Source organism: Rhodococcus sp. IEGM 1305, assembly GCF_030058635.1.
Lineage (GTDB): Bacteria > Actinomycetota > Actinomycetes > Mycobacteriales > Mycobacteriaceae > Rhodococcus_F > Rhodococcus_F opacus_D.
The window spans coordinates 1-23,117 of record NZ_JASHKX010000055.1 but is presented as its reverse complement, the minus strand read 5'-3'; the positions used below and the strand labels follow the sequence as shown (position 1 = coordinate 23,117).

Genomic DNA, 23,117 nt, shown 5'->3' with positions numbered 1-23,117 from the left:
GTCTTACTAACCCACGCTTTACCTCGAGAAATCTCGGTGAAACACCCCGTCCTTAGCGTATACAACCATGTCCACAGGGATGAATACGCCGCCGATCGAGTACTCCGTCGACACTCTGCTCGTCGCGAACCGGGGCGAAATCGCCTGCCGCATCATGCGATCCGCGCACATCCTCGGACTGAAGACGGTCGCGGTGTACTCGGACGCCGATTCGGCGGCCGCGCACGTCGAGATGGCCGACGTCGCCGTCCGGCTGGGCCCGGCTCCCGCCCCCGAGTCGTATCTGCGGGCTGACGCCGTCGTCGAAGCCGCGCTGGCGACAGGCGCGGGCGCGATTCATCCCGGATACGGCTTCCTCTCGGAGAACGACACGTTCGCCGCGGCGGTCGAATCCGCCGGGATCGCGTTCGTCGGCCCCACCCCCGAACAGCTCCGCACGTTCGGGAACAAGCACACGGCGCGCGAGGCCGCCCGCGCCGTCGGCGTCCCGCTCGTCGCGGGCAGCGGGCTCCTGGACTCCGTCGACGCCGCCCTGTCCGCGGCCTCCGACGTCGGCTATCCGGTGATGATCAAAGCCGTCGGTGGCGGCGGCGGCATCGGGATGCAGGCGTGCTTCGACGCCGCCGAACTCCGCGAGGCCTACGACCGCGTCCAGCGCCTCGCCCAGGCCAACTTCTCCTCGTCCGGGGTGTTCCTCGAACGCTTCGTCGCCCGCGCCCGCCACATCGAGGTGCAGGTGTTCGGCGACGGACTCGGCCGCACGCTGAGCCTCGGCACCCGCGACTGCTCGCTACAGCGCCGCAACCAGAAGGTGGTCGAGGAGGCCCCGGCGCCCGGACTCTCCGACGACGTGGTGGAACAACTGCTCAGCTCGTCCCGCAGTCTCGCGTCGTCGGTGAACTACCGGTCCGCGGGAACCGTCGAGTTCGTCTACGACGTGGACCGCGGTGAGGCGTCGTTCCTCGAGATGAACACGCGACTGCAGGTCGAACACCCGGTGACCGAGGAAGTCACCGGGGTGGACCTCGTCGAGTGGATGCTGAGGCTCGCCCGCGGGGACGGTTCCATGCTCGATGGGCTGCCCGACTCCGGACCCGAGATCAGGGGAACCGCCGTCGAGGCCCGCATCTACGCCGAGGACCCCGGCCACGATTACCGTCCCAGCGCCGGACGACTCACCGGGGTCGAGTTCCCGGCTCACACGCGGGTCGAGACGTGGGTCGAGACGGGCACCGAGGTGAGTGCCTACTACGACCCGATGCTGGCGAAGGTGATCACCCGCGGGCACCGGCGCACGGCGGCGTTCGCCGCCCTCGCGGAGGCACTCGCCGACACGCACATTTACGGGGTCCAGACGAACCTGCCCCAGCTGCGGCGGATCTGCGTCGCCGACACGGTGCTGGGCGGCGAGCACACCACGCAGTCGCTGGCCGATCTGCGGCCGACCGGCCGACGCGTCGACGTGCTCCGCGCCGGGACGATGACCACCGTGCAGGATCACCCCGGCCGAATCGGACTGTGGGAGGTCGGTATTTCGCCGTCGGGACCGATGGACGACCTGTCGTTCCAGTTGGTCAACACCGCGGTCGGCAATCCGGTCGGCGCGCCGGGTCTCGAATGCACCCTGCAGGGGCCGCGCCTCGTGTTCTCGGACGCCACCGTGATCTGTGTGGGCGGTGCCGACACCCCGGTCACTCTCGACGGCGAACCGATCCCCTTGTGGGAACCGGTGGAAGCGCCGGCCGGGTCGGTCCTCGACGTCGGCACTCCGGCGGACACCGGCCTGCGCACGTACGTCGCGTTCCGGGGCGGCATCGACGCTCCGCTGTACCACGGCAGCGCGTCCACGTTCACGCTCGGCGGGTTCGGCGGCATCACCGGCAAGGCCGTCACCACCGGTGACGTGCTGGGACTCTTCGACGACTCGCTGTTCGAGAACACCACGGGTCTCGGCGCACCGCATCCCGTCCCGGAGGACTCGCGTCCCGAGTTCACGCACGTGTGGCATCTCGCCGTCACCGAGGGACCGCAGCCGGCGCCCGCCTACTTCACCGACTCCGACATGGCGCAGTTCTACGACACGACCTGGAAGGTCCAGACCCACGCGAACCGGACCGGCCTCCGACTCGACGGCCCCAAGCCGGTCTGGTCGAGGACCGACGGCGGCGACGCCGGGCTGCACCCGTCGAACCTGCACGACAACCCGTACAGCGTCGGAGCGCTCAACGTCTCCGGCGACACCCCGATCCTGCTCGGCCCCGACGGACCGAGCCTCGGCGGCTTCGCGTGTCCCCTCACCGTGGTGAAGGCGCACCGGTGGAAACTCGGGCAGATCAGGCCCGGCGACAAAGTGCGGTTCGTCGCCGTCTCCGACGACGGTGCGCACGTGCTGCGGTCGTCGGATTCGTCTCGCAGACTGGATCTTCCGCCCACGGCAACCCGCTCGGCGAACAGCGACGGCGGGGTCCTGCGCCGCATCCCGCCCGTACTGGACCGTCCCGAGGTCGCGTACCTCCGCGGCGGCGACGACAACGTCCTCGTCGAGTACGGGGACCGGGAACTCGACCTCGGACTCCGCATGCGCGTCCACGCGCTGTCGGAAGCTCTGATCCGGCGTCGGGTCCCGGGCATCATCGACATCACTCCAGGTGTGCGCTCCCTGCACCTGCATTTCGACGCCGACGAACTTCCCGCCGGTCGCTTGCTGGACATCCTCCAGGACATCGAGGAACTGCTGCCCGCGACACACGATCTGGTGGTGCCGAGTCGCACGGTCCGGTTGCCGCTGTCGTTCGACGACCCGTCCATCGCCGAGGCCATCGACCGGTACCGCAACGGTGTCCGCGACGAGGCGCCGTGGCTGCCGTCGAACACGGAGTTCATCCGGCGCATCAACGGTTTGGACAGCGTCGACGACGTGCGTTACGCCGTGTTCGACGCCGAATACCTGGTGCTGGGGCTCGGCGACGTCTACCTCGGCGCACCACTGGCCGTGCCCCTCGACCCGCGGCACCGCCTGGTCACCACCAAATACAACCCGGCGCGCACGTGGACGCCGTCCGACGCGGTCGGGATCGGCGGCAAGTACCTGTGCGTCTACGGCATGGAGTCGCCCGGCGGTTACCAGTTGATCGGGCGCACCGTCCCGATCTGGTCCGGCTACCGGCAGCACCGCCCCTTCGACGAGGGCACACCGTGGATGTTCCGGTTCTTCGACCGCATCGTGTGGGAACCCGTCACCCCGGAGCAGCTGCGCGAATACCGCGAGCAGGCCGTCGCGGGGCGGTTCGACGCCGAGATCTCCGACGGCACGTTCGCGTTCGCCGACCACCTGAAGTTCCTGCGGGACAACGCCGAATCCATCGCCGAGTTCGACTCCCGGCAGTCCGCGGCGTTCGAGGCGGAGAAGTCCGCGTGGCGCGCGTCGGGCGAATTCGACCGCGTCGAGCAGGCGCCCGCACCCGAACCGTCGGCACGGGTCGACGTTCCGCCCGGGGCTGTCGTCGTCGAGGCTCCCATGGTCGGCAGCGTGTGGCGTGTCGAAGTCGAGGCCGGGCAACGCATCGAACCGGGCCAGAACGCCGTGGTACTCGAGGCGATGAAACTCGAGATGCCGGTTGCGTTCACCACGTCCGGAACAGTCCTCGAAGTCCTCGTGTCACCGGGCGCGATCGTCGAACCGGGCACCCCTCTCGTCGTGATTGGAGCAGAAAACTGATGACTGTCGATGCCGTGAACCGCGGACAGACCACCCTCTCCCCCATCGCCCGTGTCGAGGATGCCTTCCGGCGGATCGCCGAGGTGGACCGTCCGGAAGTGTGGATCACCCTCCGGCCCGCCGAGGACGTGCACGCCGATGCCCTTGCCGTGCAGGCCCGTCTCGACGCCGGCGAAAACCTCCCCCTGGCCGGGAAGGTTGTGGCAGTCAAGGACAACATCGACGTCGCGGGACTGCCGACGTCGGCAGCGTGCCCCGAGTTCGCCTACCTCCCCGACGTCACCGCGAGCGCTGTGCGCCGCCTCGTCGAGCAGGGCGCTGTGGTGCTGGGGAAGACGAACCTCGACCAGTTCGCGACCGGGCTGGTCGGGACACGCAGTCCGTACGGCGCCGTCCGGTGCTCGTGGGACCCCGACCGGGTGTCGGGCGGATCCAGCTCCGGTTCCGCCGTCGCCGTCGCCCTCGGCATCGCCGACATCGGAATCGGCACCGACACGGCAGGTTCCGGGCGGGTCCCGGCCGCGTTCAACGGTCTCGTCGGCATCAAGGCGACACTCGGCGTCATCCCCGCCGACGGCGTCGTTCCCGCCTGCGTCGACTACGACTGCGTCACCGTCTTCGCCACCGAACTCGACACGGCCGTGACCGCCGCCCGCATCATGTCGGGCCCGGCGAGCGCGGACCCGCGAAGCCGCGCGTGGCCGTCCGACGTCCGCCTGGCGGCGCCCGCGCAGCCGAGGGTCGCGATTCCCGCGGAACAGAATCTCGACCTGCTGACACCGGAGTACCGTGCGGCATTCGTCGCCACGGTGGGGTCGTTGGCGGACCGAGGTTTCTCCGTCGAGGCGATCGACATCTCCCCGCTCCTCGACGCCGCCCGCCTGCTGTACGACGGCGCCGTCGTCGCCGAGCGGTACACCGCTGTCGGGAAATTCCTCGACACCGCACCGGCGGGTGCCGATCCGGTGGTCACAGCCATCGTCGAGTCGGCGAGGAAGCCGGCGGGCCACGAGTTCGCCGCCGACCTCGACACGCTCACCCGCGTCAAGGCGCAGACGCGGGAACTGCTGGCCGGTTTCGACGGCCTCCTGCTGCCCACCACCACCGAACACCCGACCATCGCTGCCGTACAAGCCGATCCGATCGACATCAACCGGCGGATGGGCACCTACACGAACTTCTGCAACCTGCTCGATATGGCCGCCGTCGCGGTCCCGGGCGCCCCGACCGCCACCGGCGACCCGTTCGGTGTCATGTTCGTGGTGCCTGCGTTCGCCGACCAGGTGGCCGTGGACCTCGCGGCCCGTCTCGTCGGTGCACCGGCGCCCACCCTCGTCGCGGACGGTGTCGAACTCGCCGTGTTCGGAGCCCACCTGCGCGGACAGCCCCTGCATTTCCAGCTCGAGGACATCGGCGCACGGTTCGTGGACACCATCACCACCACGGACGCCTACCGGCTCACCGCGCTCGCCACGACACCGCCCAAGCCCGGCCTCGTCCGTCGCGGCCCCGGCGCGGGGGCGGCGATCGCCGGGGAACTGTTCCGGGTGTCGCCCGCCGGGCTGGGCGCCTTCCTCGCCGCACTGCCCGCCCCGATGGCGCTGACGAGCGTCGAATTGTCCGACGGCCGCGCCGTGGTCGGCTTCAGTTGCACCCACGACGCGGTCGACGGGGCCACGGATATCACCGAGTTCGGCAGTTGGGTTGCCTACACCCGTGAGTACTTGTTAACCGCCCGCGGTTAATAAGTACTCACGGCAAGGACGGCGGCGGCGCGAGTCGAGTTGCGCCCGATCAGCTTCTGCAGGTCGCCGCTCTCGGTGTCGAGGGCGCCGACCGCGACTCCCGCATCGGAGTCGGCGAGCATGCTCGCGATCGGTGCGGGCAGTCCGGCCCCCTCGAGCACCGCGGCGTACTCGGCCTGTGGAAGATCCTTGTACGACACCGACTTTCCGAGGACGGAGGAGATGACCTCCGCCAGTTCGCTGTACGTCAGGCGCTCGTCGCCACCGAGCTCGTACACCTTGCCTGCCTGCCCGTCGGCGAGCAGGACCGCGGCGGCGGCCTCGGCGTAGTCCTTGCGGGCGGCAGCGGCGACGACACCCGTTCCGGCACTGCCGAACAGCGCACCGGTCTCGGCCGCGGCGGGAATGCTGCCGAGGTAGTTCTCCCAGTACCAGCCGTTGCGGAGCAGCGCGAAGTCGATTCCGGACTGCGTCAGCCGGTCCTCCGTGGCGCGGTGTTCGACGGCCAATCCGATCGGGCTGTTCTGCGCGTCGAGGACGCTGGTGTACGCGACGAATCCGACCCCGGCGGTCTTCGCGGCGTCGATGACGTTGGTGTGCTGGGCAACCCGCTGACCGACCTCGCTGCCGGAGACGAGCAGCAGCTTGTCGACGCCGGCGAAGGCCGACTCGAGTGCGGCGCGATCACCGTACTCCGCCTGCCTGATCTCCACGCCCTTGTCGGCGAGGTCCGCGGCCTTGGCCGGGGTGCGGACGACGGCGACGATGTCGCCCGCGGGGGTGCCCTTGTCGAGCAGTGCCTCGACGACGAGTCGACCGAGGTGTCCGGTTGCTCCTGTGACGGCGATGGTCATGACGAACTCCTAGCGCATGAGGGGGCGAGTTGACTTTTCAAGCTCACTTTCCATCATGCACTAATTTTTCGTAAGTGCAAATTTTTCAGTAAGCACTTCCTTCATGTGGGGTAGGCTGGACGCATGTCCGAGCTCGCACAGCCAGCACAGGAAGCCGAGGACCTCACCCTCGAGGCCGACGTCTTTGCACGCAACTGCGCGTCGCGCGAGACCCTGCAGACCATCACCGGTCGCTGGGGGGTGCTCGCACTCGCGGCGCTGACCGAGGGGAACTACCGATTCAGCGCACTCCGCCGACGCGTCGACGGCGTCAGCGAGCGCATGCTGTCGCAGACGTTGCAGGCCCTCGAACGAGACGGCCTCGTCGTTCGCGAGGTGCTCGAGGCCATTCCGCCCAAGGTCGAATACAGCCTGACACCGCTCGGCGCCGAGGTCGGTTCACGCCTCATCGGCCTGATCGAACTGGTCGAATCGCGCGTCCCCGACGTTCAGGCAGCACAGGAGAAGTACGACGCCGGACGCGGCGTCAGCTGAGTTCGTCGAGTTCGGTGTCCTCGTCGACGATGTGGACCGCGGCCTCTTCGGCCGACGCCGCTCCCCCGTCGATGCCGATGTCGGACGCCACGAGGTCCTTCTCCTCGTCCTCGCCCACACCCTCGTCCTCCGCGACGAGCCGGCCCGACCGCAGCCGCCCGACCTCGTTGTCGTCGAGGATCTCCGCGTTGTCGTCGTCTTCCAGAGCCGGGTCCGGCTCCTCCTCCGCGAGCCGCTGATCGAGGGTCTCACCCTCGCGCTGCTCGGCGGCCGTCGTCCCGTACGCGTCGAGCCCGAGCGGCCTCTCCGGAGGCGAATAGCCCTCGTCGAGAACGTCGTCCACACCTCGGTCGACCAACGTGTCTTCCGGCTGCAACTGGTCCTCTTCGTCCAGGCTGTACTCGCCCTCGGATCCTTCTGGCGTGCTGTCCGGCATGGTCATCTTCCCCACGATGCCACCGGAACGGACACTTCGCCATCGGATCGCGGAAGCAACCCGGTGAGAAACGAGAAGGGCCCGCACAGAGACTGTGCGGGCCCTCTCGGTGTTCGGGTCAGAAGTTGATCATGTGCCCGGCGAGACCGTGGATGGCCTCCTGCAGGGCTTCGCTGAGCGTCGGGTGCGTGTGCACGTTGCGGGCCAGCTCGTTGACCGTGAGGTCCCACTTCTGCGCGAGGGTCAGCTCGGGCAGCAGCTCGGAGACGTCGGGGCCGATGAGGTGTCCGCCGAGCAGTTCGCCGTACTTCTTGTCGGCGATCAGCTTGACGAAACCGGTCGGGTCACCGAGGCCGTGCGCCTTGCCGTTGGCGGTGAACGGGAACGTCGCGACCTTCACGTCGTACCCCTCGTCCTTGGCCTGCTGCTCGGTCAGACCGAAGCTCGCGACCTGCGGCTGGCAGAACGTGGCCCGCGGCATCATCCGGTAGTCCTCGATCGGCAGCGTCTCGACGCCGGCGATCGTCTCGGCGGCCACGACGCCCTGCGCCTCGGCGACATGCGCCAGCTGCAGCTTCATCGTGACGTCACCGATGGCGTAGATGTGCGGCACCGACGTCTGCATCGTGTCGGTGATGCCGATCGCACCACGATCGAGCTGCACGCCGGTCTTCTCGAGGCCGAAGCCCTCCACGCGGGGCGCGAATCCGACCGACTGCATCACCTTGTCGACCACGACGGTCTCGATGTCGCCGGACTTGTTGTTCTTGATCGAGACGGTGACCTTGCTGCCGTCGTCGTCGATGCTCTGGACGGCGGCACCGGTCTTGATCGTGACACCGAGCTTCTTGTACTGCTTCTCGATCTCCTTGGAGACGTCCGCGTCCTCGTTGGGCAGCGCACGGTCGAGGAACTCGACGATCGTGACGTCCACTCCGTAGTTCTTCAGGACGTACCCGAACTCCATGCCGATCGCGCCGGCACCGACGATGAGGATCGACTCCGGGAGATCGCGGGTGAGGATCTGCTCCTCGTAGGTGACCACGTTCTCGCTGAGCGAGGTGCCCGGCAGCAGCTTGGTGGTGGAACCGGTGGCGATGATGGCGTTGTCGAACGTCACCGTCTCCGTCCCGCCCTTGGACAGCTCGACCGAGAGGGTGTTGGCGTCGGTGAACGACCCCTTGCCGTCGTACTCGGTGATCTTGTTCTTCTTCATCAAGAAGTGAACGCCCTTGACACGCCCGTCCGCGACCTTGCGGCTGCGGTCGTAGGCGGCGCCGAAATCGAAGGACGCCTCTCCCGAGATGCCGAACGTCTTGGCCTCTTTTGTGAAGAGATGCGCAAGTTCGGCATTGCGGAGAAGTGCCTTGGAGGGGATGCAGCCGACGTTCAGGCACACACCGCCCCAGTACTTCTGCTCGATGATGGCGGTGCTCAATCCCAGCTGTGCCGCGCGGATAGCAGCGACGTACCCACCGGGACCGGCTCCGAGGACAACGACGTCATAGTGTGAGGTCACGGTTGTTCAGGGTAGTCCCGTCCGGAATCGCTGTCTCCACGCGGTCGTATTACCCGCGAGTAGCCTCATCCGTCACACCTTTGCCGCCGCGACCAGGCACGACACCGCCTGCAAGAATGGCGCCATGACGGATCCCTTCCTCTGGCTCGAAGATGTCACCGCGGACCGGTCACTCGACTGGGTGCGGGAGCGCAACGCCCGCACTCTCGCCGAGTACACCGAGACCGCCGAGTTCTCCGCGCTCGAGAGCCGGATCCTGGACGTGCTCGACACGGACGACCGGATCCCCTACGCCGGCATGCGCGGCGAGTACCTGTACAACTTCTGGCGCGACGGCGACCACAAGCGCGGCATCTGGCGGCGCACCACGCTCGAGCAGTACCGCACCGAGAACCCCGAGTGGGACGTCCTGCTCGACGTCGACGCCCTCGCCGAACGGGAGGGCGAGAACTGGGTGTGGGCCGGGGCCAGCGTGCTGCGACCCGAGCAGTCGCGTGCCCTGCTGTCGTTCTCGCGTGGTGGCGCCGACGCGTCCGTGGTGCGCGAATTCGACATCGAGAAGCGCGAGTTCGTCGGCGGCGACCACGCATTCGACGTCCCCGAGGCGAAGACCAGCATCAGCTGGATCGACACGGACACCGTGTACGTCGGGACCGACTTCGGCGAAGGCTCGATGACCGATTCCGGCTACCCGAGAATCGCGAAGCGCTGGCATCGCGGCACCCCGCTCACCGAGGCGGTCACCGTCTTCGAGGGCGAGACCACCGACGTGTCCGTCGGCGCCTCGTACGACGACACACCCGGATACGAGCGGCACTTCGTCGGCCGGTCCATGGACTTCTACAATTCCGAGCGCTACCAGCTGCTCCCGGACGGCTCGAAGGTCCGGATCGACACACCCGACGACGCGGGCTCGTCCGTGTACCGCGACTGGCTGACCATCCGTCCGCGCACCGACTGGGACGTGGACGGCACCGTCTACCCGGCCGGGTCGCTGCTCGCCGCGAACTACGCCGACTTCCTCGCCGGGTCACGCGAGCTGACGCCACTGTTCACCCCGGACGAGCACACGTCCCTCGAGCAGGGAACGTGGACCCGGAACCACCTCCTCCTCGTGCGACTGTCGGACGTTCAGACCAAGCTGTCGGTGCTCACACCGAACGACACTGGGTGGGAGGAGAAGCCTCTCGACGGCGTACCGGACCTCACGGCGAGCGGGATCATCAGCACCGACCCCCGCAACAGCGACAGCTTCTTCGTCAACTCCAGCGGATTCACGACACCGGCCACACTGCTGTACGGCACGGTCGGCGGACCGCTCGAACCCGTCAAGCAGGCGCCGTCGTTCTTCGACGCGGACGGCATGTCGGTGGCGCAGCACTTCGCGGTGTCCGACGACGGAACCGAGATCCCCTACTTCGTAGTGCGCCGTGACGACGTCACCGGACCCTGCCCCACCATGCTGTACGGATACGGCGGCTTCGAGAATTCGATGGTCCCGGGCTACAGCGGTTCGGTCGGGTTCGCGTGGCTCGAACGCGGTGGCGCGTACGTGGTGGCGAACATCCGCGGCGGCGGCGAGTACGGCCCGTCGTGGCACACCCAGGCGGTGCGGGAGGGTCGCCACAAGGCGTTCGAGGACTTCGCCGCGGTCGCTCGCGATCTCGTGGCCCGGGGCATCACGACGTCGAAGCAGCTCGGGATCCAGGGCGGCAGCAACGGCGGGCTCCTCATGGGTGTCATGCTCACCCGCTACCCGGAACTGTTCGGGGCGATCGTGTGCCAGGTTCCGCTCCTCGACATGAAGCGGTACCACCTGCTGCTCGCCGGAGCGTCGTGGATGGCCGAGTACGGCGATCCGGACAACCCGGACGACTGGAAGTTCATCAGCGAGTACTCGCCGTATCAGAACACCGACGCGACCGCGGACTACCCGCCGATCCTCGTCACCACGTCCACCCGCGACGACCGCGTCCACCCCGGCCACGCCCGCAAGATGACGGCACTGCTCGAGGAGCAGGGCCACGAGGTCTGGTATTACGAGAACATCGAGGGCGGGCACGGCGGGGCCGCGGACAACGCACAGGCCGCATTCAAATCGGCGCTCACGTTCACGTTCCTGTGGGAGCAGCTCACCCGCCCGTGAGTACTTATTAACCGCGGGCGGTTAATAAGTACTCACGGGTCAGGTGTGGTCGTGGATCCACTCGACGATCCGGTCGACGGTGCCGGCCGGGTCGCGGATCCAGCCGTTGTGGCCCAGCGGCTTCGGCTGGTGCCACAGCGTGACGTCGGCGTTGGGGAGTTTCGCGAGGAGGTTTTTCGCCGAGGACTCCGGCGCCAGATCGTCTCCCTCGACGGTCACGGACAGCACCGGCAATTTCAGCCGGGCGATGCGTTCCTCGTAGTCGATGTCGGCGCCGTCCGGTTCGATCCTGCCGGTGCGGGCGAATCGCGACCAGTCGGTGATCAGCGCCTTCGACTGCCGCCCGAACCCGCCGATGTCGAGTTTGTCGCCGGGCCAGAACCCCGCCAGATTGGCCGTCATCGACATCGCCGCGGCGCCCACCAGCATCCGCGGGGCGTGTATCCCGGGGAATCCCCGGTGATACGGCGACCCGGACGCGACGAGCACGATCCCGCCGAGCCGGCCGCGGATCCGGGCCGCGTACATCACACCGAGCTGACCCCCCATGCTGTGCCCCAGCAGGAAGGGCGTCGCGGCGGGAAAACGCTCCCGCACCACCTCGAAGATCGCGGGAAAGTCCAGGGCCACCAGTTCGTGGTAGCCGTACGTGCTGGCGCTGCTCGGACGGGGACGGCTGTCGCCCTGCCCGCGAAGCTCGCCGATCGCCGCGTTGAACCCTCGGGACACGAGCTCCTCGGCGAAGGGTTCGTAGTAGCCGGCGGGAATTCCCAGGCCGGGAAACACCACGATGACGGGGGCCTCGTCCGGGCCGGGAAACAGGCGTACCGGAGTGGTGGTTCCGTCGGGCATCTGGATCGGTACTGTCTCCACGTCGTCAGACTAGACGGCTCGACCCCCGCAGATCCGGGATCTGCGGGGGTCGAGTCTCATCCGAGACCGGTGTTTACAGGCCGATCGACGCAGCGAGCATCGGCCACGACTTGTGCAGGTCTTCTTCCCAGTAGGACCACGAATGCGTGCCGACGGGCCGGAAGTCGAACGTTGCGGGAATCTGCAGTTCGTTCAGCTTGTCCGCGAGGGCGTGGGTGCACTGGTTGGTGGCCGCCTCGATGGCGCCGCCGAGGAGGATCTGGTTGGCGAGCGTTCCGACGTCGCCGTTGATCCCGGGTCCGTTCAGCTGGTCGCCGGGTCCGGGCAGTCCGGATCCGTTGCTGACGTAGATGTCGAGTCCGCGCAGCTTCTCCGCGTTGACGTACGGGTCGTTGGCCGTCCAGCCGGGGCCGTCTTCCGGCCCCCACATGTTGGAGGTGTCGCCGCCGCCGCGGCCCTCGACGACCAGCTGGACGTACGTGCGGCCGGGGTCCGTGCTGGTCATCGCGCAGCCGCTGTAGGCGCCGACGCTCTCGTACAGGTCGGGAGCCGACTGTGCCAGGCTCAGCACCGAACTACCCGCCATCGATATACCGGCGATCGAGTTGACGCCGTTGGTGCCGAGCGCGGAGTCGACGATCGGCGGAAGTTCCTGCGTGAGGAACGTCGTCCACTTGTTGTTGCCCAGTTCCGGGTCGGTCTGCTCCCAGTCCGTGTAGTAACTGAACGCGCCCTCCATGGGCGTGACCACGTTGACGTTCTTGTCGGCGAAGAAATCGACGACATCGGTCCTGGCCTGCCACGTGGCGGAGTCCTCGCCGCCGCCCGCCCCGTTGAGCAGGTACAGCGTGGGCCTCGGCTCGCTCGTGTCCGCGGGGGTGATGACTCGCAGCGGAATCTCCCGGTCCATGGAGGCCGAGTACACCTGCATGGTCAACTGCCGGTCGTCGATCTCGTCGGTGCTCACCAGGTGGGAACCACCGTCCGCGACAGTGGCGTCTCCGGTCGGATCGGCGGAAGCGGATGCCTGGACTCCGAGGCACGGAATCGCCGCCGTGAGGGCGACCGCGAGCGCAAGCCGCACCCCGTATCTACCCGCTGCAGTGCGGTTGACCATCGTTCTCCTTCGCTGCGACGTCACCTGCCCGACTCCGAAGAGGCGAGAGCTGGAGCCCACATGATGTCATGTGGGCTCCAGCTCTCGTCGAGAAGTGGGGTCGAAACGGGGGTGTCCCTATTCCGCGACGGACCCGATGAAGTCGATCAGTGTGGTGAGCGCTTCGAGCAGAGTCAGAAAGCTGTCGGACATAGTATTACTCCTTTTCGACGCAGTGGATTTCGAACTTCCCCCCGCGATCAGGGGCTCCGTCATTTGTACCCGAGTTTTCTCCTCGAATAAGCACAAAGTGGTAAACATTTGCGATCGTTGACTTAACGACGAACCCGCAAATCAGTACTGGCTACTTCTCAATTATCTGCAGAACATGCCTATCTAGCTAGGGATATGCGATGGATACGATCTCCGAATCCACGTTCTCGTAATCGAATAGCGACGGAACATACCTCACTGCATTGTTTCCGGACTTTTTCTTGTCGCCGCCCTTGAATTCCCCCGCGGAGTAACGAGGCGTGAACGAATTCGAACATCCCTTCTTTGCCCCGGTGAGCGCATCGATTTGTCTCGAATTAACAATTCGATGGCAAAAGTTTCTATTGTCACATCGAATTGACACGAAGTGTGGGATATCGAGTTTTTCGGCGCGGCGCGCCACGGGAGACGCCGAACCGACGCGCGGCATCCGGCGGTCTGGAGCGGGCACTCAGGGTCGAAGACCAGGGTCGAGATCGGGGAACATCCCGATGTGCCGGCAGATGCCGCCGAACAGAATGGACGCATGACATTCGACAGCAACACTCCCCGCCAGTTCACCCGTTCCGACAACCAGAAGATGCTCGCAGGCGTCTGCGGCGGCATCGCCGAATACTTCTCGGTGGACGTCAACCTCGTCCGACTGCTCACCGTGGTCGCCACGCTGGTCACCGGCGGCACCGCGGCCCTCGTCTACCTCGCCGCCTGGATGCTGATGCCGGCCGGACACTGACACAGGCGGCAGCAGCCGAAAGCACTGTGGGCGTGGAACGATTCCACGGCCACAGCCGACACGAGATCTACCGACGCGCACACGGGAAGGGGCGGGTCACCGACAAGAAAGAGCCCGGGACACCAGATGGTGTCCCGGGCTCTTTGAGCACTTCGTGCCCGTGAGTGGCGGGCGAGTCCGAGGACTCCTCAACCACTCACGGGAGGCGTAACCGCCTTTAGAAGTCCATACCGCCCATGCCGCCGGTCGGGTCGCCCACGGGCGCTCCGGCCTTCTCCGGCTTGTCGGCGACGACGGCCTCGGTCGTCAGGAACAGAGCCGCGATGGACGCTGCGTTCTGCAGCGCGGAGCGGGTGACCTTGACCGGGTCGTTGATGCCGGCTTCGAGCAGGTCGCCGTACTCGTTGGTCGAGGCGTTGAGGCCGTGACCTGCGGGCAGGTTGCGAACCTTCTCGGCAACGACGCCGGGCTCGAGGCCCGCGTTGAAGGCGATCTGCTTCAGCGGTGCTTCGAGGGCGACGCGAACGATGTTCGCACCGGTGGCCTCGTCACCTTCGAGCTTCAGGTCGTCGAGCGCGGGAGCCGACTGCAGCAGAGCCACGCCACCACCGGCGACGATGCCCTCTTCGACGGCAGCCTTGGCGTTACGCACGGCATCTTCGATGCGGTGCTTGCGCTCCTTGAGCTCCACCTCGGTGGCAGCGCCGGCCTTGATGACTGCAACGCCACCGGCCAGCTTGGCCAGGCGCTCCTGCAGCTTCTCGCGGTCGTAGTCGGAGTCGCTGTTCTCGATCTCGGCGCGGATCTGCGACACGCGACCGGCGATGGCCTCGGGGTCTCCCGCGCCTTCGACGATGGTGGTCTCGTCCTTGGTGATGACGACCTTGCGTGCCTGGCCGAGCAGCTCGAGTCCAGCGGTCTCCAGGGAGAGGCCGACCTCTTCGCTGATGACCTCGCCACCGGTGAGGATGGCGATGTCGGCGAGCTGAGCCTTGCGACGGTCACCGAAGCCGGGAGCCTTGACGGCCACGGACTTGAAGGTGCCACGGATCTTGTTGACCACCAGGGTGGACAGGGCTTCGCCCTCGACGTCCTCGGCGATGATGACCAACGGCTTGCCGGACTGGATAACCTTCTCCAGCAGCGGCAGCAGGTCCTTGACCGTGGAGATCTTGGAGCTCACGAGCAGGATGTACGCGTCCTCGAGGACGGCTTCCTGACGCTCCGGGTCGGTGGCGAAGTACGCCGAGATGTAGCCCTTGTCGAAGCGCATACCCTCGGTGAGCTCGAGCTGCAGGCCGAAGGTGTTGGACTCCTCGACCGTGATGACGCCTTCCTTGCCGACCTTGTCCATAGCCTCGGCGATGAGCTCGCCGATGGACGGGTCGCCTGCGGAGATACCAGCGGTAGCAGCGATCTGCTCCTTGGTGTCGATCTCCTTGGCGGTCTCGAGCAGACGCACGGTGACGGCCTCGACGGCCTTCTCGATGCCGCGCTTCAGACCCAGCGGGTTGGCGCCGGCAGCGACATTGCGGAGACCCTCACGGACGAGAGCCTGGGCGAGAACGGTAGCGGTGGTGGTTCCGTCGCCGGCGACGTCGTCAGTCTTCTTGGCGACCTCCTTGACCAGCTCGGCACCGATCTTCTCGTAGGGGTCCTCGAGCTCGATCTCCTTGGCGATGGAAACACCATCGTTGGTGATCGTGGGGGCGCCCCACTTCTTCTCGAGCACGACGTTGCGACCCTTGGGGCCCAACGTCACCTTGACTGCGTCGGCGAGGGCGTTGAGTCCCCGCTCGAGGCCGCGACGGGCCTCTTCGTCGAACGCGATGATCTTGGCCATTGCGAAGTGATCCTCCGGATTGGGGGTGACACACAAGGCGACCGCTAGTCGGGTCGCCTCATTTACGCCTTCGGCCGAGTTCGGTGCCCGCGACGGACGACCAGGGGTGTCTTTGGTTCCCGGTCTCACCGTCCCGACCTGGCACTCACGCGTCGTGAGTGCCAAGTGCATTTTTAGCACTCGGACAGGGTGAGTGCAAGGTCGGGACGGAACCGGTGAGCCCGCGCGATCAGCGCATCGCGCAGACCTGGCCGGTGTTCACGTTGAACGCGAGGGACAGGGCACCGACGCAGTCGACGCCGTTCGCGTCGGCAGTCGCGCCCGAACCCCAGCCGGCGATCGCGACGGTGGTGGTGCCGTCGGCCGCACCGGAGCGAGCGATGCCGCCACCGAGCGCGAGCGCGTAGGCCTGACCCGAGCCGGTCGACGCACCGAGCGACGTTCCGTATCCGTTGGCGTACGTGGTGGCGCCGCTGCGTCCGTTGGCGACACTCACCGCGGTGCCGCTGTCCGCGGCCATCGCGTGGGCGACGCCGGCTTCGGACGCCTTGGCGCCGCAACTCGCGGTGTCCGACACCTGGACGTCGTTGGCCGACGGCGGGGAGACACAGTTGACGGGGGCGGCACCGGCGACGCCTGCACCAGCCACCGAAATTCCCGCCGCGACGCCCAGACCCACGGCCATCGCCGCTCCCACACGTGCCAGCCGTCGGCCGAACAGAGACGAGATACGAGTACGAGATGCCGAGGCGGTCGAGGTGACGGGCGTGGAGACAGCGAGCATGGAAGCTCCTTCTGGGAACGACGAATTGGAGGATTCGCCGCGAGAGTACCCGCTCACGGCCGGTTAGTCCCGGACCGCGGTCAGGCGAGTTCGTCGAGGAGCTTCGGCAGCTGCGCGACCGAGTCGACGACGTGGTCCGGCCGCTGCGGGGCGAGGTCCAGAATCGACTGGCGGAACTTGCCCGTCCGCACCAGCACGCCGGTCAGCCCCACCCGCTGTGCGGCCAGGACGTCATTCGTCAGGTCGTCACCGACCATGACCGTCACGTCCGGTTCCGTGCCCATCAGATCGGTGGCGGTGAGGAACGCCGCGAGCGACGGCTTGCCCACCGAGACGACGTTGGTCCCCGCGACCTCCTCCATACCGGGGAGGTAGGTGCCCGTGTCGATGCGCAGCCCGTCATGGGTGGCCCATGTGGTGCCCCGGTGCATCGCGACGACGGGGACGCCGTCGAGCATCAGCTCGACCACGCGGCTCAGAGCGTCGTGGGTGAATTCCGGCCCGGCGCCACCGAGGATCACCACCTCGGGGTCCTCGTCGTCCAGTTCGATCCCGGACAGATCGGCTGTGATGTCGCCGCTGTTGAGGACCCAGGCCCGCGACCCGGGGTAGGTCGACCGGACGTATTCGGCGGTGAGCCGGGCCGCCGTGACGATCTCGCCGGAGTCGGCCTCGATGCCCGCCGACCGCAGGGCGTCGGCGATCTCGTCGCACGTCCGGGACGTCGTGTTGGTGAGGTAGGCGCACGCGAGTCCGCGCTCGCGCACCTCCCGCACCGCGGCGACGGCACCGTCGATCGGATGCCACGAAGTAACCAGCACCCCGTCGATATCGAGCAGGACACCCTCGACCCCAGCCATGACAGGAGCCTATCCGCGCGGCTCGGACGGTGTCACTGCCGAGCCCGGCTCGGACGGTGTCACTGCCGAGCCCGGCTCGGACGGTGTCACTGCCGAGCCCGGCAGACGAGGACGGGGCAGGGTGCGTGGTGCACCAGATTCTGGCTGACGGATCCGAGCAGGGCACCCATCACTTTGCCCCGGCCGTGGCTTCCGACCACCAGCAGCTGCGCCGTCGTCGCGTGCCGCAGGAGGACGTCGGCGGACACCCCCTGTGTCGTCACCTCGTTCACCGGCACGTCCGGGTACTCGTCCCGGATGCCGGCGAGGCATTCGGACACGACGGCCTTCTCCCCTTCCTCGTAGGCGGTCCAGTCCACGTACTTCGACGCATGGGCGAGGCCGTGCTGCTTCTCGCCACTCCACGCGTGCACCACGTCCAGACCGACGCCGAACGCGGACGCGAGCGCGAACGCCTCCTCGACGGCCTTCTCGCTGACCTGGCTGCCGTCGACGCCGACGACGATCGGGCGGGTGTCCGGTGAGGATGCCGTCGTGGACGCTCCCCGGACGACCGCGACCGGGCTGTGCGCGTGGTTGACCGTGCGGAGCACCGTGGACCCGAGGAGGTAGTCGGTGACCGCGCCGGCGCCCTGCGCGCCGAGCGCCACTATCCGCGCCGCCCTCGACAACTCGATCAGGTGGGACGCCGCCGTCCCGGATCGGACGTCGCGCTCGACGGCGAGTCCGGGGTGGTCCTGCAGGACGGCGGCGGTGGTGGCGTCGAGCATCGAGTTGCCGTCCTCGCGCAGTTCCTGGATGAACTGGGCGTCGATCATCATCGCGGTGCCGTTGTAGAACGTGGCCTCGTCCGGGTAGGTGTGGGCGAGCAGGAGTGCGGCGTCGAGCCGGACCGCCGCGCCCGCGGCCCAGCGCGCCGCGTCGAGCGCGGCGCGTGAACCATCGATACCGACGACCACGGGCGCCCCTGCATGTTCGCTCATATCTCTCTCCCTCTACGGCTCGAGAACTGCTGCACCGCTGAACTTTCCGCCGGCCAGGTCGCGCAGGGCCCGGTCGGCACGGTCGAGTGGGTACGGGTGGATGTCGATACTCAGCCGGTGTTCCGCTGCGATGCGCAGGAATTCGACGGAATCCGAACGGGTATTGGCGGTGACGCTGCGGATCTGCCGTTCCCGGAACAGATGCCTCTGGTACTCGAGCGCGGGAATGTCGGTGAGGTGGATCCCCGCGACGGCGAGGGTGCCGCCGTCGGCGAGCGCCTCCAAAGCCACGGGCACCAGATCGCCCACCGGCGCGAACAGAATCGCGGAGTCGAGGGGTTCCGGCGGCACGTCGCGCACACCCTGCACGGACGTCGCCCCGAGTCGCTGCGCCAGCGCACGGGCCTCCGCCCCACGCGTCATGACGTGCACGCGGGCGCCGCGGATCGACGCGACCTGGGCGGTGAGGTGCGCGCTGCCGCCGAACCCGTAGAGGCCCAGTGCGCCGCCGTCGGGGACCGCGGCACGTTCGAGTGCGCGGTAGCCGATGATCCCGGCGCACAGCAGGGGTGCGAGTTCGGTGTCCGAGTAGCCCTCCGGCAGGTGCAGCGCGTAGTCGGCCGGGACCGTCGCGAATTCGGCGTATCCGCCGTCCGCATCCCAACCCGTGTACTGCGACTGCCTGCACAGGTTCTCCGCGCCGCGCAGGCAGGCCGCGCAACGTCCGCAGGTGTGACGCAGCCAGGCGATTCCCACCCGGTCGCCGACAGCGAAGGAACCCGACACCGAATCACCCAGTGCGGCAACCTCCCCCACCACCTCGTGGCCGGGAATCACCCGGGGCCGGTGCACGGGCAGATCCCCTTCGGTCACGTGCAGGTCGGTGCGGCACACTCCGCACGCCAGCACCTTCACGAGAAGTTCGCCCGGTCCCGGCCCGGGAACGGTCTCGCGTCCGAGTTCCAGCGGGTGGCCCGCGACGGGGCCCGGCGCGACCACGCGCCACGCGGCCATCGTTCCGGTTCCGCCCTGCGCCGCCGCCATACCCCCCACAATGCCCGTGTGAGGTGGCCACCGCCAGGACCCGGAGGCCCGTGTCTCGAGGACACGGTGTCGCGGCGAAGACCGGGCCGGACCGTTCCCGGCAACTAGGCTCCCAGACATGGACCTGCGCGGTGAAGACCTGTTCACGGTGGCGGGGTCGCTGGCCGAGCTGATCGGTGCGCCGATCACGATCGAGGACGAGAACTCGACGGTTCTGGCCTATTCGAGCGGCGAGCAGGCCGTGGACCAAGCCCGCATCGAGACCATTCTGGGACGGCAGGTGCCCGGGAAGTACCGGCAACTCCTCGCGGACGCCGGTGTCTTCGAGCGCCTGCACCGCGACACCGACGTCTTCTACGTGGACATGCGGATGCCGAACATGACTCCCCGAGCGGTGATCGCGGTGCGGGACGCGGGACGGTCGGTCGGGTCCATTTGGGCGGCGATGACGTCCGCCCCCACTCCGGAACAGGAATCGATCCTGCGGTCCGCGGTGCCGGTCGTCGCCGAACACATCGCGGCGGAGCGCGAACGCGTGGACGTGACGCGCCGGATGCAGGTGGATCGGGTGCGTGCGCTGATCAACGGCGGCGAGCCCGCCTTCCGCGCCGCCGACGATCTCCGGCTGCAGGGAAGGTTGACCGTCGCGGCGGCCGCCCCGGTCGCGATCGGGCGCTCGCTGCCATCCGGTTTGCTCGCTTCCCTCGGCCTGTACCTCGACACGTTGGCGGTCGATTCGGTCGCCGCCCAGCTCGACGACGTCATCTACGTGGTCATCGCCGCGTCGGAGAAGGACGTCCGGCGCCTCGCCGAGAATTTCCTCGGTCGCGCCCGCAGCGGGGCAGCGTTCGTGGTCGCCGTCGGACGCGAAGTGACCACGGCCAGCCAGGCTCACCTGTCGCGAGGGGACGCCGACCGGGTTCTCACCGTCCTGCAGCACGCCCGGTCCGGCGGTGTCGTCGGGACGATGCGGGACAGTCTCGCGTCCGTGCTGGCGTTGCGTGTGGCAGACATCTTCGACGGCCTCGGCGAGCTCACCCCACTCGCCGCGCTCACCCGGCACGACGAGCAGCACGGGACCGATCTCGTGGCTACGGCCCGCGCCTTCCTCGCCTACGGCGGCGACGTCGCCGATGCGGCCGCCGCGCTGCACGTGCACCCCAACACGCTGAGGAACCGGCTGCGACGCTGCGTCGATTCGTGCGACGTGGACCTGTCCGACGCGGACACCCGGCTCATCCTGATGTTGCATCTGAAGCTGACGGGGCTGCGGGGCATGTGACCCCTGGCCGATTGCACAGGGGGCACTGTCGGGGACTGGCCGAACGGCTACTCCCCCGGCGCCGTCGCCGACCCATGATGGAGTCATGAGCACAGTGCAGCGCCCTGACCATGTCGCGATCGTCGGAGCAGGCGTCGTCGGATTGTCCACGGCGTGGTTCCTCCAGGAGCGCGGCGTGCGCGTCACGGTCGTCGATCGTGAGAGTGTCGCGTCGGACGCGTCCTGGGGCAACGCGGGTTGGCTCGCACCGGCATTGACGCTGCCGCTGCCCGAGCCCGCCGTGTTGAAGTACGGTCTGCGCGCAATGCTGAATCCGTCGTCGCCGGTCTACGTTCCCTTCACGACCGATCTGCGCCTGGTGCGTTTCCTCGTCGGCTTCGCCCGGCACTGCACGCCCTCCCGGTGGGAGGACGCGATGAAGGTGTACGCCGAGGTCAACCGGATCTCCCTGAGCGCCTACGACGAACTCGCGGACGGCGGCGTGCGGGAGCACACGCATCTCGCCGACCCGTTTCTCACCGCGTTCAAGTCGGACGAGGACCGCGAAGCGCTCGTCGACGAGTTCCGTCACGTCGAGGCCGCAGGCGGCGAGGTCGAGTACGACCGCGTCGACAGGGACGAGATCCACTCTCTCGAGCCGAGTCTCGGCAATGGCGTGCACTCCGGTCTGAGGCTGCGCAACCAGCGCTTCATCGACCCGCCGCGCTTCGTGCACTCACTCGCCGACGCCGTCCGGGCCCGTGGCGGCGACATCAGGTCCGGTTTCGACGTGGCCGCTGTGCAGGATCGGGGACAGTCCGGGGTCAGCCTGGCCTCGGCCACCGGCGACGCGGTCGCCGCCGATGCCGTCGTCATCGCCAGCGGCGCACGCCTCAATGCTCTCGCCCGCCCGTTCGGTGTCCGCGCCCTGGTGCAGGCCGGCCGCGGCTACAGCTTCAGCGTCCAGCCCGAGCAGATGCCGAAGAACCCGATCTACTTCCCCACGCAGCGAGTGGCGTGCACCCCGCTGCACGACCGTTTCCGTGTCGCCGGGATGATGGAATTCCGCAGTCCCGACGCGCCTCTCGACCCGCGTCGGGTCCGGGCGATCATCGAGGCCGCGACGCCCATGTTCACCGGCATCGACTGGGAATCGCGTCAGGAGGAGTGGGTCGGATCCCGGCCCTGCACCACCGACGGACTTCCGCTCGTCGGCGCCACCCGCTCCCCCCGCGTGCACGTGGCGGGCGGTCACGGAATGTGGGGCATCGCCCTGGGCCCGCTCACCGGGCGCATGATGGCCGACTCCATGACCGGCGGCGAGGTTCCCGGCGTCATGCGGCATTTCGACCCGCTGCGCTGAGCGCGGCTCACGAACGGGCTGCCCAGAATCTGCGCAGTTCGACGACCAGCTCGCGCGCACGTTCGTCGGGGAAGAACAACTTGCCACCCCGGAACTCCACGACTTCCCGTGCTCCCGGGATGAGGTCGCGCAGCCAGTAGGCCCACTTCGTCCGGAAGAACATGTCTCCGGTGCCCCACACGACGAGTGTGGGGACCTCGAGTGCCGCGAGGTCCGGTTCGACCGCGAGTAGGTCGCGTGGATGGAGGGACGCGATCCAGCGCTGGAACAGCAACGCTCGGTCGTGGGTGCCGAGCAGCGGCTCGACGTACGACGCCACGACTTCCTCCGGCAGTGATCGCACGTTCTGATACCCACTGCCGTACAACAACTTACGAGCCCTCGACACATTCCTCGCCAGCGGTCGCGCAATCCGGGCGAGCAGTCCCGCCCGGGCGAGCAGCACGGCGGGAAGGAATGCCTTCGGCGGCACGTTGTCATGGGTTTCGCAGTTCGTCAACGTCAGCGACGACAACCTGTCGGGGTGCCGGGCCGCGAAGATCTGCGCGACCGCTCCGCCGGTGTCGTTGGCAACCACGTCGACCTCGAGCAGCCCCAGGGCGTCGCACGTGGCCGCGACGACGTCGGCGAGCGCGCCCAGCGTGAAGTCCTGATCGGGCGCGGCGGGGGTGTGACCGTGCAGCGGAAGATCGAGGGCGACGCACCGTCTTTCGCCCTCGAGCTGACGGATCACGTTGCGCCAGAGGTAGCCGGAGGTCCCGACGCCGTGAATGAAGAACGCCACACGGCCGGTGCCGGAATCGAGGTAGCTGACCGGACCACGGTCCGTGTCGACGGTCTTCCTGCGTGTGTCGAACTCCGCGAGAGTCATGAGGACCATCTCCTGCATTCCACGGTAGTTCGCAAGCCTCGAGACATCAACGGGGCCGTCGAGCGCCCCGGTCAGTCCAGCTTTCCCACCACCGACTCCGCGCTCGCGACCAGCGCGCCGGACGAGGCGAGGATGACCGCGGCCTCGATCTCCGGCGCGAGGTGACGATCGGCCCCCGGTC

Annotated in this window: 18 protein-coding genes; 7 read left to right on the top strand and 11 right to left on the bottom strand. The window is 67.8% G+C overall.

Translation table 11 applies throughout. The features are described from left to right. Positions 1-67: 67 nt before the first annotated feature. Entirely contained in the window at positions 68-3,718 is a 3,651-nt protein-coding gene (gene uca / locus QM693_RS35555) for an urea carboxylase (protein ID WP_283354643.1), read from the top strand. Beyond that, complete coding sequence (gene atzF / locus QM693_RS35550) at positions 3,718-5,463, top strand: allophanate hydrolase (protein ID WP_283354642.1); 1,746 nt, start codon at positions 3,718-3,720, stop codon at positions 5,461-5,463. The genes uca and atzF overlap by 1 nt, the downstream gene beginning before the upstream one ends. On the opposite strand, the gene QM693_RS35545 is transcribed toward atzF, so the two are convergent. After that, complete coding sequence (locus tag QM693_RS35545) at positions 5,460-6,317, bottom strand: SDR family oxidoreductase (RefSeq protein WP_283354641.1); 858 nt, start codon at positions 6,315-6,317, stop codon at positions 5,460-5,462. The two genes, atzF and QM693_RS35545, sit on opposite strands and share 4 nt — an antisense overlap. Positions 6,318-6,440: 123 nt before the next feature. Here QM693_RS35545 and QM693_RS35540 point away from each other — a divergent pair, with 123 nt between their 5' ends. After that, the gene (locus QM693_RS35540) at positions 6,441-6,851 is read left to right on the top strand and encodes a winged helix-turn-helix transcriptional regulator (protein WP_283354640.1); all 411 of its coding nucleotides are present in this window, start codon (positions 6,441-6,443) and stop codon (positions 6,849-6,851) included. Here the strand turns inward: QM693_RS35540 and QM693_RS35535 are convergent. Beyond that, positions 6,844-7,293, bottom strand: coding sequence for a DUF5709 domain-containing protein (locus QM693_RS35535; protein ID WP_283354639.1), 450 nt, complete (start codon positions 7,291-7,293; stop codon positions 6,844-6,846). The genes QM693_RS35540 and QM693_RS35535 overlap by 8 nt on opposite strands. A gap of 112 nt (positions 7,294-7,405) precedes the next feature. Beyond that, a complete protein-coding gene (gene lpdA, locus QM693_RS35530) occupies positions 7,406-8,806 on the bottom strand; it encodes a dihydrolipoyl dehydrogenase (protein ID WP_005251816.1) in 1,401 nt (466 codons plus the stop codon). A 67-nt stretch (positions 8,807-8,873) separates the two neighbouring features. On the opposite strand from lpdA, the gene QM693_RS35525 reads away from it, so the two are divergent. Further along, complete coding sequence (locus QM693_RS35525; RefSeq protein WP_283354648.1) at positions 8,874-10,952, top strand: prolyl oligopeptidase family serine peptidase; 2,079 nt, start codon at positions 8,874-8,876, stop codon at positions 10,950-10,952. 39 nt (positions 10,953-10,991) lie between these two features. Here the strand turns inward: QM693_RS35525 and QM693_RS35520 are convergent, their stop codons facing one another. Continuing rightward, complete coding sequence (locus QM693_RS35520) at positions 10,992-11,825, bottom strand: alpha/beta hydrolase family protein (RefSeq protein WP_241962240.1); 834 nt, start codon at positions 11,823-11,825, stop codon at positions 10,992-10,994. A 73-nt stretch (positions 11,826-11,898) separates the two neighbouring features. After that, positions 11,899-12,942: an alpha/beta hydrolase gene (locus QM693_RS35515; RefSeq protein WP_283354638.1), complete on the bottom strand. Its 1,044-nt coding sequence runs from the start codon at positions 12,940-12,942 to the stop codon at positions 11,899-11,901. 778 nt (positions 12,943-13,720) lie between these two features. Here QM693_RS35515 and QM693_RS35510 point away from each other — a divergent pair. Next, positions 13,721-13,927 carry a PspC domain-containing protein gene (locus QM693_RS35510; RefSeq protein ID WP_005251806.1) on the top strand — a complete coding sequence of 69 codons (207 nt, stop codon included), beginning with the start codon at positions 13,721-13,723 and terminating at the stop codon, positions 13,925-13,927. Positions 13,928-14,144: 217 nt separating this feature from the next. Here the strand turns inward: QM693_RS35510 and groL are convergent, their stop codons facing one another. The 5 genes from groL to QM693_RS35485 form a co-directional block, all read right to left on the bottom strand. After that, positions 14,145-15,770, bottom strand: coding sequence for a chaperonin GroEL (groL, locus tag QM693_RS35505; RefSeq protein ID WP_005251801.1), 1,626 nt, complete (start codon positions 15,768-15,770; stop codon positions 14,145-14,147). Between the two features lie 229 nt (positions 15,771-15,999). Next, a complete protein-coding gene (locus QM693_RS35500; RefSeq protein WP_283336529.1) occupies positions 16,000-16,554 on the bottom strand; it encodes a DUF6764 family protein in 555 nt (184 codons plus the stop codon). Between the two features lie 80 nt (positions 16,555-16,634). Continuing rightward, a complete protein-coding gene (locus tag QM693_RS35495) occupies positions 16,635-17,414 on the bottom strand; it encodes an HAD-IIA family hydrolase (RefSeq protein ID WP_280779830.1) in 780 nt (259 codons plus the stop codon). Positions 17,415-17,500: 86 nt separating this feature from the next. After that, positions 17,501-18,397: a universal stress protein gene (locus QM693_RS35490; protein WP_283354637.1), complete on the bottom strand. Its 897-nt coding sequence runs from the start codon at positions 18,395-18,397 to the stop codon at positions 17,501-17,503. 12 nt (positions 18,398-18,409) lie between these two features. Further along, the gene (locus QM693_RS35485) at positions 18,410-19,411 is read right to left on the bottom strand and encodes a zinc-binding alcohol dehydrogenase family protein (protein ID WP_280780018.1); all 1,002 of its coding nucleotides are present in this window, start codon (positions 19,409-19,411) and stop codon (positions 18,410-18,412) included. Between the two features lie 148 nt (positions 19,412-19,559). Here QM693_RS35485 and QM693_RS35480 point away from each other — a divergent pair, with 148 nt between their 5' ends. Together QM693_RS35480 and QM693_RS35475 are read left to right on the top strand one after the other, a co-directional pair. Continuing rightward, entirely contained in the window at positions 19,560-20,723 is a 1,164-nt protein-coding gene (locus QM693_RS35480; protein ID WP_283354636.1) for a helix-turn-helix domain-containing protein, read from the top strand. A gap of 85 nt (positions 20,724-20,808) precedes the next feature. Continuing rightward, entirely contained in the window at positions 20,809-22,065 is a 1,257-nt protein-coding gene (locus QM693_RS35475) for an NAD(P)/FAD-dependent oxidoreductase (RefSeq protein WP_283354635.1), read from the top strand. Between the two features lie 7 nt (positions 22,066-22,072). Here QM693_RS35475 and QM693_RS35470 read toward each other — a convergent pair whose 3' ends face one another. After that, positions 22,073-22,936 (bottom strand): alpha/beta fold hydrolase, encoded by an 864-nt coding sequence (locus tag QM693_RS35470; RefSeq protein ID WP_283354634.1) that lies wholly within the window; start codon positions 22,934-22,936, stop codon positions 22,073-22,075. Between the last annotated feature and the right edge of the window lie 181 nt (positions 22,937-23,117).